Genomic DNA, 17182 nt, shown 5'->3' on the forward strand with positions numbered 1-17182 from the left:
GATCTATTTCACAGTTTTCTGACTTTCATCACTCGCAATGCTATGGGTTAGTGTCCAGAATCTGGTTAGAATCAAGTATAAGGCTTATTGGCTCACCTTGGGATAGAGCCACCTCTCAAAGCAAATGGAAACTTTATGCATATTCATATACTCGGAATTTGCGGCACCTTTATGGGTGGCGCTGCAGTACTAGCAAAGCAGCTTGGTCACAAAGTGACGGGGAGTGATGCAAATGTTTATCCTCCAATGAGCACACTGCTTGAGTCGGAAGGGGTTGAGATAATCCAAGGCTACGACCCAGAGCAACTGGAGCCTCGTCCAGATCTAGTGGTTATCGGTAATGCAATGAGTCGCGGTAACCCTTGCGTTGAATATGTGTTGGACAACAATCTTAAATACACCTCAGGCCCGCAGTGGTTACAAGAATTCCTTTTACACGATCGCTGGGTGCTGGCTGTGGCGGGCACTCATGGTAAAACGACCACTTCAAGTATGCTGGCTTGGATATTGGAAGACTGTGGCTATGAGCCAGGGTTTCTTGTGGGCGGTGTGCTGGGCAACTTTGAACAATCTGCTCGCCTCGGCGGCAGTATGTTTTTTGTGGTAGAGGCTGACGAATACGACAGTGCCTTTTTTGACAAGCGCTCTAAGTTTGTTCATTACCACCCTCGTACTCTAGTGATGAATAATCTCGAGTTTGACCACGCAGATATCTTTGATGACCTAGAAGCCATCAAGCGCCAGTTTCATCATTTAGTCAGAACCGTTCCGAGTAACGGGCGCATTTTATCTCCTGCCGACGATGAAGCCTTGAGTGATGTGCTGTCGCGCGGATGCTGGAGTGAAACCGAATTCTCCAGCAAAGACTGGCAAGTGAAAAAACAAAAAGCAGACGGTAGCCACTTTGAGGTGCATTTGAAGCAACAGAAAGTCGGTGAGGTGAAGTGGGACCTAGTAGGCGACCACAATGTAAATAACGCCTTGATGGCAATAGCGGCGGCGAGACACGTGGGCGTTGTTCCTGATTTGGCTTGCGAGTCTTTGGGCCGATTTATTAATACCAAGCGTCGCTTAGAACTGAAAGGGGAAGTTAATGGTATCACCGTTTACGATGACTTTGCCCATCACCCAACAGCGGTTGAACTCACCTTAGATGGTTTGCGTAATAAAGTCGGAGAGCAAAGAATATTTGCGGTGCTAGAGCCAAGATCAAGCACTATGAAGATGGGTGTTCACAAAGATACTCTTGCGGCGTCCCTAGGCTTGGCTGATAAGGTATTTCTTTATCAGCCTGACAGCATAGAATGGTCAGTGGAGGATATTGCACAGCAGTGCTCTCAGCCAGCGCAAGCATCTAACTCAGTGGATGATATTGTCAAATCTTTAGTCGAAGAGACGAGACCCGGCGATCATATATTGGTCATGAGCAATGGTGGCTTTGAGGGAATCCATACTAAGCTTCTACAAGCACTATAGGTAGCGGAACATTAATGCAGCGTAACCAACAACAAAAAAGCATCACACTGGCGATGACTGGAGCCTCTGGGGCTCCTTACGGCCTAGCATTGCTCAAGAAACTGCTAGAGGCGGATTATAAGGTTTTCTTTCTTGTCTCTTCTGCGGCCCGTGTAGTGTTAGCCACTGAGCATAATCTTAAGCTTCCTAGCGGTCCTGATGCTATTAAAGCAGCACTGGTGAAGCATTTGGGTTGTGATGACACCAAGCTGGTGGTGTGTGGTAAAGAAGACTGGTTCTCTCCAGTGGCATCAGGTTCAGCCGCGCCTAAGCAGATGATCGTGTGTCCTTGCTCTGCAGGAAGCCTTGCCTCGATTGCTCATGGTATCTCTGACAATCTTATTGAGCGCGCTGCAGACGTGGTGCTTAAAGAGCGTGGTCAGTTGATCTTGGTGGTGCGTGAGACACCATTCTCAACGTTACACCTAGAGAATATGCTTAAGCTGTCCAAGATAGGGGCGACGATTATGCCAGCTGCACCGGGCTTTTATCATCAACCGCAGTCTATTGAAGATCTGGTTAACTTCATGGTGGCACGAGTACTCGACCATATCGGTGTGAACCAAGATTTGGTTCAGCCCTGGGGCTACGATAGGCGTGAGTAATGGGTTCAAAAGAGTAACGCCTGCGATAAGCTGGCGTTACTCTTTCTATACTCCTGTGAATTAAAGATTCTCCTCGGCAAATTCTGCTAGTCGGCTTCGCACAACACCGTTGAGGTGAATGTTTGCCGAGCCTTCAAAATTCTTGAAGCGCTCCACCATGTAGGTTAAGCCTGAAGTAACAGGGGTCAAATAAGCGGAGTCTATCTGTGCAAGGTTACCAGAGCAGACAATCTTAGTGCCCTCACCACAGCGAGTAATAATGGTCTTGATCTGCGAAGCAGTAAGGTTTTGGCACTCATCCAATAAAACAAAAGCGTTTTGAATGGAGCGTCCGCGCATAAAGTTAATAGATTTAAACTGAATGTTGGCCTTCTCGCAAATATAACGCAGTGACCCTTCCGTACAATGGTCGTTCTTGTGTAGGGCCTCTAGGGTATCGGTGACTGCAGCAAGCCAAGGCAACATTTTTTCTTCCTCGTTACCAGGTAAGAAACCGATGGATTCTCCGATCTCCGGAGTATTGCGAGTCACGATGATCTTATCGAACATGTTTTGTTCAACGCTTTGTTCAAGAGCGGCGGCCATGGCTAGCAAGGTTTTACCACTGCCTGCTGCACCCGTTAATATCACCAAGTCGATATCAGGATCCATGAGAGCATCGAGTGCCATCCCTTGATACACATTCTTCGGTCTAATATCCCAAGCGCGACGACTCATGATCTTGTCTCGACTTAGATCTTTTAGAGTGACTGACTCCGAGTCTATCTCGGTTACACGGGCGGCAAAGTCGCTGTCAGAATCTAAAATGTATTGGTTTATGTAGGGCTGTTCGATACTGGATTGGCTAATTAGGTGGTGGGTTTTTCCGGCTAGGGCGATTGAGTTGACTTCGCTTATTTTGTCCCAAAATGTGCCTTCATATTGAACAAATCCTTTGGTCAGGTACTGCACGTCGTCAATGAGTTGGTCGGTGCGATAGTCCTCTACGTGCCGGACGCCTGCACCTTTGGCGCGTAGCCGCATATTGATGTCTTTGGTGACGAGCACTACATCACGTGGTGAGCGTTTGTTTTGTAGGTAGATAACGGCATTGAGTATTCGATTATCCCCCGCCTTATCCGCGAAGGCTCTTACCGTTTCTTGCAGTTCAAAATCAGCCAGTATCGAAAGCGTGCCTGTCGATTTTGAGTCATTGTTAAAACGGATACCCTCAGATATCTGATCGGGAGTCGCTTCGCGAAATAAATCCTCCAGAGTACGAATCGCAACGCGCGCATCACGAGCTACATCTCGTTTGCTGTCTTTGATTCGGTCTAGTTCTTCTAACACCGTCATGGGAATGACGACGTCGTGTTCTTGAAAGGAAAAAATGGCGTGTGGTTCGTGAAGTAGGATGTTGGTGTCGAGTACGAAAATCTTGCGTTCGCTATCACCCATAAGCGTCTCCTTTGCTTATCTGACGTTGTGTATCCAAGCGATCTCAAAACCCAGTTTGTAGACTGGTGAAGAGAGTCCAGTTAGATATCGAATACCTCTTCTATTTTGAGTGTAGTTTGGTTTCATTTGTTTGACAGTTTGATTGCATAATTTATATCCAGTGAAATTAAGGTTTTACGTGCCCCCCTTGCATCGATGTACTATGATGGCGCCCTTTTTCTGATAGGAAACTTAGCCAGATCTGCTCGGTTTTCTTCTACTATTGTTAGAGTCAAATTTATAAAAGGGTTTTAGCTGAATGGCATTTGCGATTGGTCAACGTTGGATTAGTGATACAGAGAGTGATTTAGGTCTTGGAACGATAGTTGCCATTGATGCGAGAACGGTAACCTTGATGTTTGCCGCCTCAGAAGAAGAGCGACTGTATGCTATCAGTGATGCCCCGATTACTCGTGTTACCTTTGCTGCTGGCGATACCATCGAAGCGCATGAAGGCTGGTCACTGAACGTTGAACAGGTCATTGAAGAGAAAGAGGTGCTTTGCTACGTAGGCACGCGTGAAGATACCGGTGAGCAAGGCGTGGAGCTTCGAGAGATTTTCCTAAGTCACCAGATCCGTTTCAACAAGCCACAAGACAAGCTGTTTACCGGACAAATTGACCGCATGGACAATTTTGTATTGCGTTATCAGGCTTTGAATAACCAATACCAGCAGCATAGAAGCCCACTTCGAGGGTTGACGGGTATGCGTGCTGGTTTGATTCCTCATCAGCTGTTCATTGCTCAAGAAGTCGGGCGTCGATACGCACCGCGTGTTTTACTGGCCGATGAAGTAGGTCTAGGTAAAACCATTGAAGCCGGCATGATCATCCATCAGCAAGTACTGGCGGGTCGTGCTGAACGAATTCTTATCGTGGTGCCTGAGACGCTGACACATCAATGGCTGGTGGAAATGATGCGTCGCTTCAACTTGCATTTCTCTGTATTTGACGAAGAGCGCTGTGTTGAGGCTTTTGCAGAAGCAGCCAACCCATTTGATACACAGCAGTTGGTGCTTTGCTCGCTGGATTTCCTTAAGAGCAGCCCTAAGCGCCATCAACAGGCGTTAGAAGCCGAGTGGGACTTGTTGGTTGTCGATGAGGCTCATCACCTTGAGTGGAGTCTTGAGGCGCCAAGCCCTGAGTATATGGCTGTCGAATCGCTAGCATCAAAGATTCCTGCTGTACTGCTGCTAACCGCAACGCCAGAGCAATTAGGTCGTGAAAGCCACTTTGCGAGGCTACGCCTATTAGATCCAGACCGCTTCTATGATTACCAGGCCTTTGTTAGTGAAGAAGAAAATTACGCTCCTGTGGCAGAGGCCGTAAGCCAGTTGCTTTCAGGTCAAGCGCTACCTAATGATGCTAAGAATCAAATTACAGAGCTGTTATCCGAGCAAGACGTAGAGCCAATATTTAAGGCTATCTCTGATGAGCAGCACCCTGAACAGCAGGCATCGGCAAGACAAGAGCTGATTGATAACCTGATGGATCGCCATGGTACGGGACGGGTGTTGTTCCGAAATACTCGTGCTGCGATTAAGGGATTCCCTGAACGCCGAGTGCACCTGCTCCCTATGCCTTTGCCAGAGCAATACGCCCGCGCTATTAAAGTGTCAAAGATGTTCAATGTTGACCTGCCAATAGAAAAACAAGCAGGCATCATGCTTTACCCTGAAGAGGTCTTCCAAGAGCTAGGAGATACTGGCTCGTGGTGGCAATTTGATAGCCGAGTAGATTGGCTGATCGAGAAGGTGAAAGAAAAGCGCTCTGAAAAGGTACTGGTTATTGCATCAAGAGCCACGACAGCATTGCAACTTGAACAAGCATTGCGTGAGCGTGAAGGCATTCGAGCTACTGTGTTCCATGAAGGCATGTCGATTATAGAGCGTGATAAAGCGGCCGCTTACTTTGCTCAAGAAGAGGGCGGCGCGCAAGTACTGATCTGTTCAGAGATTGGCTCAGAGGGACGTAACTTCCAGTTTGCTAATCAGTTAGTGATGTTTGACCTGCCATTTAACCCAGACTTACTAGAGCAGCGTATTGGTCGCTTGGATCGTATTGGTCAGAATTCTGATATTGATGTATTCGTACCTTACTTAGAGGGCAGCTCTCAAGGCGTGCTGGCGCATTGGTACAATGAAGGCCTTAACGCCTTTGCTGAAACCTGCCCAACGGGTCGTACTGTGTATGAGAAGTTCTCTTATGAGTTAACGGAGATGATCGCGACTGGTGATAGCTCAGCGCTTCCAGATGTGATTGCTCAATCGGCAAAGATTAACCAACAGCTTAAACAAGATTTAGAGCAAGGCCGTGACCGACTATTAGAGATGCACTCTAATGGCGGTGAGCGAGCGCAGGACTTGGTTCATGAAATTGCCTCTAAAGACAATGATACCCAGTTCGTTAGTTTTGCCCTTAGCCTATTTGATTGTATTGGGCTAAACCAAGACGATAAAGGAGAGAATGCACTGGTCGTAACTCCTTCTGAGCACATGCTAGTGCCGAGTTATCCAGGGCTTCCATATGATGGTGCAACCATCACCTTTGATCGTGATACGGCGCTTTCCCGCGAAGATATGAACTTCATGTCTTGGGAGCACCCAATGATTCAAGGCGGTATTGATTTACTGCTGAGTGAAGGAGTGGGGGCGTCAGCGGTTTCTTTATTAAAAAACAAAGCCTTGCCAGTGGGTACTATGCTTTTAGAGTTGGTGTATCTGGTCGATGCACAAGCGCCTAAACGCAGTGGTATTTCCCGCTTCTTACCGCAAACGCCAATTCGCTTGATGCTAGACGGTAAAGGCAACGATCTCTCTGAGCAGGTTGAGTTTGATAGCTTTAATCGCCAGTTGAGCCCGATTAATCGTCATATGGCCAGCAAGTTAGTTACCTCTGTTCAAACGCAGGTTCAGGCCTTGATTGCTAAGGGTGATGAGAAAGTATTGCCAAAGCATGAGCAAGTTAAGCAACAAGCTAAGGCTGAAATGCAAGCGAGCTTAAGTGCTGAGCTAGAACGTCTACTTGCCCTTAAAGCGGTTAACCCTAACATTCGAGACGAGGAAGTATCGGCAATCGAAGAGCAAATTAGCGAGCTCGGTGGCTTTATTTCTCAAGCGCAGATTCAATTAGATTCATTACGCTTGATCGTTGTTTCCCATAACTAACACTGGAGTGAACATATGGCCATGACTGAGTACCATCCTCCAGTAGACCCGTGGATAGATATCATTTATCAAGATGAGCACATCTTGGTGGCCAATAAGCCTGCTGGCTTGTTGTCTGTTCCTGGTAGGGAAGAGCGCCACTACGATAGTCTATGGAGTCGTCTTGTCGAGGAGTATCCTGAGATCCAAGTGGTGCATCGCTTGGACATGGCCACTTCTGGCTTAATGTTATTTGCCCTCAACAAAGAGGCCGAGCGTCACCTTAAAAAGCAATTTCAATATCGCTTAACGCACAAGGTGTATTATGCGCGAGTTTGGGGTGAGCTTGAGGAGAAAGAGGGGATCGTCGATCTCCCTCTGATCTGCGATTGGCCAAACAGACCTAGACAAAAGGTATGCACCCACGATGGCAAACCTTCAAGAACGGATTATCAAAAGGTAGAGCAGGAAGAGAAGACCTGCATTGTGCGCCTTTTGCCTATTACCGGACGATCACACCAACTGCGTGTACATATGAATGAAATGGGGCACTCCATTGTCGGTGATGAGTTTTATTCTGAAGGAGAGGCAAGGGCTTACTCTGAACGCTTGCAACTGCACTCTACGGAACTGAGCTTTTATCACCCAAAAGATGGCAAATTAGTCAGTATGTTTGTGCCATGCGACTTTTATCCTGAGGCAGAACCTTTAGTATTGAAACTCTACTCTGCGGAGCCTGAGTTACCCGATTATAAAACCTTGCCCAAGCATTAAGGATTACGCATGCCACAATCGTTACCTAAGGTTGTCTTTTTAGATAAGGCGACTATTCCAGCACACGCTTTATTTCGTGAATTGAGCTTTCCTCATCAGTGGGTGGAGTATGATTTTACCTCTCCTGAGCAGTTAGAAGAGCGCTTGGTTGGAGCTGAGATTGTCATTAGTAATAAGGTTGTGCTAAGCGGGGAAACGTTAAGGCAGTTTCCTGATATTAAGTTGATTGCGGTCTCGGCCACTGGAACCAACACTATTGATTTGGATTATTGTGCTGAGAATCAAATAGCGGTATGTAATATTCAAGGGTATGCCACTCGATCTGTACCCGAGCATGTGATCGGGATGATCTTTGCTTTGAAGCGTAACTTGTTTGCTTATCATCAAGATATAGAGAAAGGTGTGTGGCAAAAAGATAAACAGTTTTGTTTCTTCACACACCCGATATCGGATGTAGCAGGGTCTACGATAGCGATTATTGGCAGTGGTAGCTTAGGGCAAGCGGTAGCGACTCTTGCTAGTGCTCTTAGCATGAAGCCCATCTTCGTTGAACGCAAAGGTGCGACGCAGGTGAGAGAGGGCTATGTTAGCTTTGAAGAGGCTCTACAGCAGGCAGATATTGTGACCTTGCATTGCCCACTAACCCAGAGTACAACCCATCTGATCGCTCGTGACGAGCTTGCTCTAATGAAGTCGACCTCGGTTTTGATTAACACGGGCAGGGGTGGCTTAGTGGATGAAACTCATCTGGTAGAAGCCCTTAAATCGGGTGATATTGCGGGTGCGGGAGTCGATGTGTTTACTCAAGAGCCTGCCGATACATCCAACCCTTTGCTTGCCAATATGTCGCTACCGAACCTATTGCTTACCCCGCACGTTGCTTGGGGCAGTGACTCTGCATTGCAAAGTCTGGTCGATATTTTACTGAATAATATCGATGATTTTGTGGCAGGAAAGCACTCAAATAGGGTTGTTTAATGCAAATAAAAACGGTCACCCAAATAGGTGACCGTTTTGCATTTATACGTTGTCGTAGCCTTGTGGCTTAATCACTAGCACGTTGACAGGTGAGTTATGTACGACCTTACTCGCCACTGAGCCCAAAACAACATTATCTATTCGAGAGCGCTTGTGACTTGGCATAACAATTAAGTCAGCGCCGAGTTTCTCTGCATAATCGATAATGGTAGCGTAAGGCTTACCTTCTGCGATGTGCACCTGATAGACCAGTTCAGGGTCTACAAAGCTATCTGCGAAGCTACGAAGTTGAGCTTCCACATCTTTCTTCATGTCTCGAACTGCATCCTTAGGGAAGTAGGTTGCCACCATGGACATGTGAATCCCTGGTAATACGTTCAGAAGGTGCAGTTGTGCATTGCTTTGCTTGGCATGCCAAATGGCAGCCTTTAGGGCTTTATCACTGAAGCCTTTCTCGTTCAGGTCAACGGGGACTAAGATCTGTTTGTACATGGAAAACGCTCTTGAATTTTTGTCATGCTATTGCCCCATAGTGTAGACCATGGGGCATTGAGCGAAATCAAACTATGCGTTGATAGACTCTCTAGCTCGACGTCGTTTTTGATTTAGCGCCATTAGTAACACTAAAATCAATGCAGGAAGGAACACCCACTCCTTCATTGGTCGCTCTGCCTTTTGAATGATGTGTTTGATTTCCCAGTCAAAATCTATGCCTGCAGCTTCTGCTGGGCTACCGAATTCCACCATATCCACAATCACGTTATCGTCATTTTGAGAGAGCATTAATCCCATTGAAGAAATACGGTCCTCTGCGGTGCTAGTATTGTCATCAAACGGCAATCTAACGGTTTTACTGATGAACTTACCTTCAAGGTTTTCACCCTCTACAACCATTTGCAGAGCCTTGCCTATTGGCATTTGCTCAACAACGGTGGATATTTCAGTCGCAGGAACTTCCAATTGAGCGGGATAAATTTGATCCCACCAAAAGCCGGGACGGAAGAAGGTAAAGGTCAGCACGAGCAGGGCAATGGTTTCCCACCATTTATTTCGAGTGAACCACCACCCCTGAGTTGCGGCAGAAAACAGCAACATTGCAGCCGTCGCAGAGAGTATGGTGAGCATCAGGTGCCACCAGCTGTCTATTCCCATCATTAGAAGCTGAGTGTTGAAGACAAACATGAACGGCAGGATGGCCGTACGTATGTCATAGGTAAAGCCTTGGATACCCGTACGAATAGGGTCGGACTTTGCAATTGCTGCGGCAGCAAAAGCAGCCAAGCCTACCGGTGGTGTATCATCGGCAAGGATACCGAAATAAAACACAAACAGGTGTACGGCAATCAGAGGGATGATGAGTCCGTGCGCCGCACCTAAGGTGACAATAACCGGAGCCATCAAGGTAGAGACAACAATATAGTTAGCGGTGGTCGGCAGTCCCATACCTAGGATAAGACTGATAACTGCAGTAAACAGCAACATCATGATGACGCTACCGCCGGAGATGAACTCGACAAAGTCCGTCATCACCAATCCAATACCAGTAAGCGTTACTACGCCAACTACGGTGCCTGCCGCCGCTGTCGCGACACCGATGCCTATCATGTTACGCGCGCCTGAAACCAGCGCTTCTAGCAAGTCATGAAAACCGATCTTAACGGCTTTAGCAATTTCATGATCCTTATTAAAAAAGCTCATTAAAGGGCGCTGTGTGATCAGAATGAAAATCATGAACACCGTAGCCCAGAAAGCAGATAGACCCGGTGAGAAACGTTCTACTGTCAAACACCAAACCAACACTACTATAGGCAGCAAAAAGTGCAGACCAGATTTAACGGTTGGACCTACATCTGGAATCTCTGTTAGATCTGGATCCATCTCAGCATGGTCTTGATATTGGGAGGAGATCCGCACAAGCCCAACATAAGCGATGAGCAATGCCACAGCCACAATCGGAGTCGCAGCTGCGCCAAATACGTCTTTGGTCCAGCCAATACCGTAGTACACCGCAGCACTAATCACGCACAGGCCAAGGATGGTGCCAGTGAAAGAAAGTAAGCTCTGCAGTTTGGTAGGCGTATGGCGACGAGGTAAGCCTTCCATGCCTGCTTTGCAGGCCTCTAAGTGCACAATATAGATAAGGGCAACATAAGAGATGAGCGCCGGTAATAGAGCGGCTTTAATCACCTCTACATAGGATATACCCACATATTCAACCATCAAGAACGCAGCTGCCCCCATGATAGGAGGGGTTAACTGGCCATTGGTGGAAGCAGCAACCTCAACTGCCCCTGCTTTAGTGCCAGGGAAACCAACGCGTTTCATCAGCGGGATGGTAAAGGTACCAGTAGTTACTACGTTGGCGATAGATGAGCCCGATACTAGGCCAGATAGCCCAGAGGCAACAACCGCAGCTTTAGCGGGGCCACCACGCATATGACCCAGTAAAGAGAAAGCAACCTTAATAAAGTAAGCACCGGCACCGGCTCTTTCTAACATAGCGCCAAACAGTACAAACAAGAATACAAAAGAAGTAGAAACCCCAAGAGCAACACCGAATACACCCTCAGTAGTCAGCCACAAGTGAGACATAGCCTTGTTCAAGCTTGCACCTTTGTGGGCAATGACATCGGGCATATGAGGGCCACCAAAGGTGTAAAGAAGGAACACTGCTGCTACTACCATCAGTGGTGGACCCAGCGCGCGACGAGTTGCTTCTAGAAGCAGGACCATACCGATAACCGAAGCCACAATATCCATCGTGGTTGGCGCACCAGAGCGCTCAGCTAATTGGGTATAAAAGAGATAAATGTAGCCAGCTGCTAAACTGCCCAGCAATGCCAATATCCAATCTACAGCAGGAATTCTATCTCGTGGTGAGCCCTTTAATGCTGGATAGGCAGTAAAGGCTAAAAATATGGCAAAAGTGAGATGGATAGAACGAGCTTCAGTATCGTTGAGGATAGCGAAATTGAATATGAACGGCAGTGGTGAAGCGTACCAAAGCTGAAACAGTGACCAGCATAGTGGCACAAACCATAAGATTCGCCCTGGAATACCGGAAGGGTTTCTTGCCCCAGTATCTGCTTGTGCGACGATCTCTTGTGCCTCTTGAGAGGGAGTCGTTGAATGTGTCATTAGTGTGTCCTAATTCTGTTGACGCGAGGGTTGGCTAGGCGCGCACCTTTAGGTACTCAATAACCTTAGACCAAGCCCAAATACTAGCCAATAAATTGCAATATAAAGAGAGGGGGTTGCCAAATGGAGGCAAACAGAAAGCCCCAGTCAAGAATGGGACATTGGCTAGTAAACGTAAGGGGATGCTGTGCTATCCCCTATTTTCACCTAACAAAAGTAAGGAGGCTTTAGCCTCCTTATCTTATCGGGTTACTTGATAAGGCCTACTTCTTTGTAGTACTTCTCTGCACCAGGGTGAAGAGGGATAGATAGGCCGTCTTTCACCATGTTCTCTTTCTTGAGATTTGAGAATGCTGGGTGTAGACGTTTAAAGGTGTCGAAGTTTTCAAATACGGCTTTAGCGACTGTGTAAGCTACTTCGTCTGAAACGTCAGAAGTCGTTACCATAGTTGCTGCTACACCGAAGCTGTTAACGTCTTGGTCGGTACCACGGTACATGCCAGCAGGTACTGTGCTAAATGCATAGTAAGGGTTATCAGCGACGATCTTATCGATCTCTGGGCCCGTTGCTGGAACTAGCTTCGCGTTACAAGAGGTTGTTGCTTCTTTGATTGATCCATTTGGGTGACCAACCATGTAGATAAAGGCATCAATCTTGTTATCACAAAGTGCTTGAGAACGCTCAGAGCCTTTTAGCTCAGAGGCAAGTTTGAAGCTGTCGTTAGTCCAACCCATAGCGTCCATGACTACGCCCATTGTCGCGCGGTCACCAGAACCAGGGTTACCAATGTTGACACGCTTGCCAGCTAGATCAGAAACGTTATTAATACCAGAGTCTTCGCGTGCAATGATGTTAAAAGGTTCTGTATGAAGAGAGAATACAGCACGAAGCTTTTTGTAAGGACCTTGGTCAGAGAATTTGCTGGTTCCGTTGTAGCCATGGTACTGCCAATCTGACTGAACGATACCAAAGTCTAATTCGCCAGAGCGCATAGTGTTTACGTTGTAGATAGAGCCGCCAGTAGACTCCACTGAACAGCGTACATTGTGGTCATTGCGGTCTTTATTAACAAGCTTACAGATTGCACCGCCAGTAGGGTAGTAAACACCCGTTACTGAACCAGTACCAATAGTAATGAACTCTTGCGCTGAAACTACGCCTGCGCCCATAACTGCTGCAGCAATCGCACCAAGCTTAATCGCTTTCTTAAATGCCATGATGTTTCTTCCTTATATCCATGATCATACCAACAGCCTTCTATGTGCTGTTGAAGTTTCCTGTATGGAAACGGCATCTTTTTCAATCCCAATTGAGCCAACAGCACTTGTTGTAATGTTAAATATTCGATCCAACCGAATCTTCTTAGTTTAGATCGACTTTAGAAGAAACGTTCAACATAACAGCAATTACAGAAGGTAAATCGTTGAAAAAGTGGCTGCATCATAGCAAAAAATAAGCAGAAAGAGAGTGAGCAGGATGATGGAGAATAGAAAATCGGTTGCTTATGCGAGGAGTTAAAGGTGTTAATTTCGTGAAATAACCTTTAAAAACAATGATTTATTATTGAATGGTTAATAGATTGTAATTTTAATGAGATGTGATCGACTTCACAGCCTAATAACTAAGCTGTGAAGGTAAATAAAGAGGGTTTTATCCAGCGTATTCAAAGAGTTCGCAAACAGAGTCGAACAGTTGTTTAGTGCTGATTTCAAGAGTTGGGGTGATGAAAATAGTGTCATCGCCGGCAACAACGCCAAGAATGCCTTCAGACTTTCCAAGAGAGTCGAGTAAGCGAGCAATCAGCTGAGCACCAGCTGGCCCTGTATGAATGACGACTAATGCATTGTTGTAGTCAATATCCAGTACCAGTTCACGCAAAGAGCTAGATACCGTAGGAACGCCAAGCTCTGCCGGTAAACAGTAAACCATCTCCATTTTCGCGTTTCGTGTACGAACAGCGCCAAACTTGGTCAGCATACGAGAGACCTTAGATTGGTTTATGTTGTCAAAGCCTTCAAGTTTAAGTGCTTCTACAATCTCGCTTTGCGAGCCGAAACGTTCTTCTTTTAAAAGGGATTTGAACTCGCGGACTAAACGGTCCTGTTTTTCGCTGTTTCGCATTCGTTGTTCCACATATTATTGGTTTTATTAGTCTCATGAGGGGAAACCCTCAAGTTAGTTAGTGTCTCACAGAACTGTAATATACCCAAGTAATGGGTTAGATGTCTCATGAAAACTGGTTACTTACTTTTCCAATACGTGAGAAGAGTCTTTTAATACTAAAATTGCCGCTTTGATGAGTGAGTAAGGTCGCAAAGGTGTCGTTACGTGTTTGTAAAGGTAAAGTAAATATTATAGTTTCGAGGCTATATAAGAACTAAAACAACAATTACCTCTATCTTACCCAAGGAGAACACAATGAAAGTCGCTGTTATCGGAGCTGCTGGTGGTATTGGACAAGCACTGGCACTTCTACTAAAAAATAATCTTCCTGCTGGCTCAGATCTCGCTCTATACGATATTGCACCGGTTACTCCTGGTGTTGCAGCCGATCTTAGTCATATCCCTACTCCAGTATCAGTCGTTGGTTTTTCAGGGCAAGATCCAACTCCGGCTCTAGAGGGAGCTGACGTGGTATTGATCTCTGCGGGTGTTGCTCGTAAACCTGGTATGGATCGTGCAGATCTCTTTAATGTGAACGCGGGCATTGTTAAGTCTCTTGCGGAAAAGATTGCCGTTGTATGTCCAAAAGCGTGTGTGGGTATCATTACTAACCCGGTGAACACAACGGTTGCTATTGCTGCTGATGTACTGAAAAAAGCCGGCGTTTATGATAAGCGTCGTTTATTCGGTGTAACAACACTTGACGTTATTCGCTCTGAAACCTTTGTTGGACAACTAAAGGGTCTAGATCCTACTAAGTTAGATGTGCCAGTTATCGGTGGCCACTCAGGCGTCACAATTCTTCCGCTCTTGTCTCAAGTGAAAGGCGTTAAATTTACTAGCGAAGAGATCGCATCATTGACCACTCGTATCCAAAACGCAGGTACGGAGGTTGTTGAAGCGAAAGCGGGTGGCGGTAGTGCAACATTATCTATGGGTCAAGCAGCATGCCGCTTTGGTCTGTCACTCGTTCGTGCCCTACAAGGCGAAGCTAACGTGGTTGAGTGTGCGTATGTCGAAGGTAGCGGTGAACATACTCGCTTCTTTGCTCAGCCAGTTAAACTGGGTGCAGAAGGCATTGAAGAGGTATTGGATTATGGCGTGCTAAGTGAGTTTGAACGAGCTTCTCTCGATGACATGCTTGAAACTCTATCTGGCGATATTGCTAAGGGTGAAGAGTTCGCTAAATAAGCTGCCTCTGACAACCGAGTAATAATGACTGGAAGCGGATCTTTAGATCCGCTTTTTTGATCCTGCCGCAGATGCACAGCGTAAGAGTCTGTATTCATCAAGAGTGAGGCTAGCGCTATGGAACTGGATAAAATCGCGACAGGAATGTGGGTAGAGTCTTCAGAAGGGCTAGGGAGAGTCTTAGCCGTAGACAAGAGAGACGAAATGGTTCTTGTCGAGGGCTTGCATGATGAGCAGTGGGCAGTGCCAGCAAGCTCAGTGAATCAAGATGATCAGTTGCATCCAGGCTGCGACAAATACTATTAGGGTAGAACAAGCCGTTGAGAGCCACTCTCGTGAGTGGCTTTTCTGTGTCTAGCTTATTTGTTACGCTTAACAGCTAGATGTGCTAACGCTTCAAGAGCTTCTTTTTCAATAGAGTCAGGCAAGGTAGCCAGAGCTGCAATCGCTTTATCAGCCTCTTCATTAGCGACCTTAGTGGTGTACTCCAAAGAGCCGGTGTCATGCATAACCTGCATAATCTCGTCCAAGCGCTCCATACCATTGGCGTGTTCTATTGCTTCAACAATCATCTCGCGCTGTGCGTCTGACCCATTTTGCATGGCGTAGAGAAGCGGTAGGGTAGGCTTTCCTTCTGCAAGGTCGTCTCCTACGTTTTTACCCATCTCTTTGCCGTCTGCGGTGTAATCTAATACATCATCGATAAGCTGAAACGCTGTACCTAGGTGGCGGCCATAATTTTGCATAGCGGTTTCTAGCTCTGGAGTAGAGTTAGTTAATATTGCTGCAATTTGCGAAGCTGATTCAAATAAGCGTGCGGTTTTTGAGTAGATCACCTGCATGTAGCTTTCTTCGGTTGTAGAAGCATCATTGCAGTTCATCAATTGCTGAACTTCACCTTCAGCAATCACATTAACCGCTTCACTCATCAATTCGAGGATCCTCAAAGATCCTAGGCTTGTCATCATTTGGAAAGAGCGGGTGTAGATGTAATCACCCACCAAAACACTGGCCGCATTACCAAAAGCGGCGTTGGCGGTTTCTTTTCCTCGGCGCATATCTGATTCATCAACCACGTCATCGTGCAACAGCGTTGCTGTGTGAATGAATTCAATGAACGCAGCAGCGGTGATATGCCCTTCACCTTCATACCCCAAAGCACGAGCCGATAAGAGCGTGATAAGCGGGCGTAAACGCTTTCCACCACCGCTAACAATGTAGTGCCCTAATTGATTGATTAGAGCGACTTCTGAGGTCAGCTGAGCGTGAATTGTTTGGTCTACTTTTACCATGTCGTCGGCATTGAGGGCCTGAATAGCGCTAAAGTCCATTGTACTTCCGGTTTTGAGTCGCTACGGGGAGTAGCTGGGATGATAATTAATGTTGAATTTTACACTAAAAAACGTTGCCAAATACACCCGTAAAAGGCATCATTCTCGCACTTTTATGTGGCGATTATCTTTTCGCCAATTTTTTTAAAATATGGCTTGTTTTATGTGATGCGTTCACGTAGAATCTGCGCCCTATTGATGAATTAGTTAGCGCACACCCAAACTACTTAATTAGGTTAAAGGCTGTGCGGAAAAAGCGGAGTAAAATATGTACGCTGTTTTCCAATCTGGTGGTAAACAACACCGTGTAAGCGAAGGCCAAACTCTTCGTTTAGAGAAATTGGACGTTGAAACTGGTGCAACTGTTGAGTTTGACTCAGTTCTTATGATCGCTAACGGTGAAGAAATCACTGTTGGTGCACCTCTTGTTGAAGGTGGCAAAGTTGTAGCTGAAGTGGTTAAGCACGGTCGTGGCGATAAAGTAAAAATCGTTAAGTTCCGTCGTCGTAAGCACTCTCGTAAGCAACAAGGTCATCGTCAGTGGTTCACTGAAGTGAAGATCACTGGCATCAACGCTTAAGTTATAGGAGAGTTTAACAATGGCACACAAAAAAGCTGGCGGTTCTACTCGTAACGGTCGCGATTCAGAAAGCAAACGTCTTGGCGTTAAGCGTTTTGGTGGCGAATCAGTTCTAGCGGGTAACATCATCGTTCGTCAACGTGGTACTAAATTCCACGCTGGTAACAACGTTGGTATCGGTAAAGACCACACTCTTTTCGCTCTTACTGAAGGTAAAGTGAAATTTGAAGTTAAAGGTCCTAAGAACCGTAAATTCGTTAGCATCGACTCTGAGTAAATACTACT

General features: G+C 46.4%; 15 protein-coding genes. 9 read left to right on the forward strand and 6 right to left on the reverse strand.

The window, feature by feature from the left end; all coding sequences use genetic code 11:
• Positions 1-135 precede the first annotated feature (135 nt).
• Together mpl and D5I41_RS09505 are read left to right on the forward strand one after the other, a co-directional pair.
• Positions 136-1476, forward strand: coding sequence for a UDP-N-acetylmuramate:L-alanyl-gamma-D-glutamyl-meso-diaminopimelate ligase (mpl, locus tag D5I41_RS09500; protein ID WP_119009587.1), 1341 nt, complete (start codon positions 136-138; stop codon positions 1474-1476).
• Between the two features lie 14 nt (positions 1477-1490).
• Complete coding sequence (locus D5I41_RS09505) at positions 1491-2120, forward strand: flavin prenyltransferase UbiX (protein WP_119009588.1); 630 nt, start codon at positions 1491-1493, stop codon at positions 2118-2120.
• Positions 2121-2180: 60 nt separating this feature from the next.
• Here the strand turns inward: D5I41_RS09505 and D5I41_RS09510 are convergent, their stop codons facing one another.
• The gene (locus D5I41_RS09510; protein ID WP_119009589.1) at positions 2181-3557 is read right to left on the reverse strand and encodes a PhoH family protein; all 1377 of its coding nucleotides are present in this window, start codon (positions 3555-3557) and stop codon (positions 2181-2183) included.
• 298 nt (positions 3558-3855) lie between these two features.
• Here D5I41_RS09510 and rapA point away from each other — a divergent pair, with 298 nt between their 5' ends.
• From rapA to D5I41_RS09525, 3 genes are read left to right on the forward strand one after another with little or no spacing between them, the layout of a single operon-like run.
• The gene (gene rapA / locus D5I41_RS09515; RefSeq protein WP_119009590.1) at positions 3856-6762 is read left to right on the forward strand and encodes an RNA polymerase-associated protein RapA; all 2907 of its coding nucleotides are present in this window, start codon (positions 3856-3858) and stop codon (positions 6760-6762) included.
• 15 nt (positions 6763-6777) lie between these two features.
• Positions 6778-7515, forward strand: a complete 738-nt coding sequence (rluA, locus tag D5I41_RS09520) for a bifunctional tRNA pseudouridine(32) synthase/23S rRNA pseudouridine(746) synthase RluA (protein ID WP_119009591.1) — start codon at positions 6778-6780, stop codon at positions 7513-7515.
• A gap of 9 nt (positions 7516-7524) precedes the next feature.
• Entirely contained in the window at positions 7525-8493 is a 969-nt protein-coding gene (locus tag D5I41_RS09525) for a D-2-hydroxyacid dehydrogenase (RefSeq protein ID WP_119009592.1), read from the forward strand.
• A 42-nt stretch (positions 8494-8535) separates the two neighbouring features.
• Here D5I41_RS09525 and D5I41_RS09530 read toward each other — a convergent pair whose 3' ends face one another.
• From D5I41_RS09530 to argR, 4 genes are all read right to left on the reverse strand, one after another.
• On the reverse strand, positions 8536-8985 hold the full coding sequence (locus D5I41_RS09530) for a universal stress protein (RefSeq protein WP_119009593.1): 450 nt from the start codon (positions 8983-8985) through the stop codon (positions 8536-8538).
• A 72-nt stretch (positions 8986-9057) separates the two neighbouring features.
• Positions 9058-11631, reverse strand: coding sequence for a TRAP transporter permease (locus tag D5I41_RS09535; protein ID WP_119009594.1), 2574 nt, complete (start codon positions 11629-11631; stop codon positions 9058-9060).
• Between the two features lie 249 nt (positions 11632-11880).
• Positions 11881-12849, reverse strand: coding sequence for a TAXI family TRAP transporter solute-binding subunit (locus D5I41_RS09540; protein ID WP_017242773.1), 969 nt, complete (start codon positions 12847-12849; stop codon positions 11881-11883).
• Between the two features lie 433 nt (positions 12850-13282).
• A complete protein-coding gene (argR, locus tag D5I41_RS09545) occupies positions 13283-13753 on the reverse strand; it encodes a transcriptional regulator ArgR (RefSeq protein ID WP_017029051.1) in 471 nt (156 codons plus the stop codon).
• A 297-nt stretch (positions 13754-14050) separates the two neighbouring features.
• On the opposite strand from argR, the gene mdh reads away from it, so the two are divergent.
• Together mdh and D5I41_RS09555 are read left to right on the forward strand one after the other, a co-directional pair.
• A complete protein-coding gene (gene mdh, locus D5I41_RS09550) occupies positions 14051-14986 on the forward strand; it encodes a malate dehydrogenase (RefSeq protein ID WP_119009595.1) in 936 nt (311 codons plus the stop codon).
• Positions 14987-15103: 117 nt separating this feature from the next.
• Positions 15104-15292, forward strand: coding sequence for a hypothetical protein (locus tag D5I41_RS09555; protein WP_119009596.1), 189 nt, complete (start codon positions 15104-15106; stop codon positions 15290-15292).
• A 53-nt stretch (positions 15293-15345) separates the two neighbouring features.
• Here the strand turns inward: D5I41_RS09555 and ispB are convergent, their stop codons facing one another.
• Positions 15346-16317 carry an octaprenyl diphosphate synthase gene (gene ispB, locus D5I41_RS09560; RefSeq protein WP_119009597.1) on the reverse strand — a complete coding sequence of 324 codons (972 nt, stop codon included), beginning with the start codon at positions 16315-16317 and terminating at the stop codon, positions 15346-15348.
• 268 nt (positions 16318-16585) lie between these two features.
• Here ispB and rplU point away from each other — a divergent pair, with 268 nt between their 5' ends.
• Both rplU and rpmA read left to right on the forward strand, forming a co-directional pair.
• Positions 16586-16897 (forward strand): 50S ribosomal protein L21, encoded by a 312-nt coding sequence (rplU, locus tag D5I41_RS09565; RefSeq protein WP_017029047.1) that lies wholly within the window; start codon positions 16586-16588, stop codon positions 16895-16897.
• Positions 16898-16916: 19 nt separating this feature from the next.
• Positions 16917-17174, forward strand: coding sequence for a 50S ribosomal protein L27 (rpmA, locus tag D5I41_RS09570; RefSeq protein ID WP_017029046.1), 258 nt, complete (start codon positions 16917-16919; stop codon positions 17172-17174).
• The last annotated feature ends 8 nt before the right edge of the window (positions 17175-17182 follow it).

Source organism: Vibrio superstes (assembly GCF_003569005.1).
GTDB classification, from domain to species: domain Bacteria; phylum Pseudomonadota; class Gammaproteobacteria; order Enterobacterales; family Vibrionaceae; genus Vibrio; species Vibrio superstes.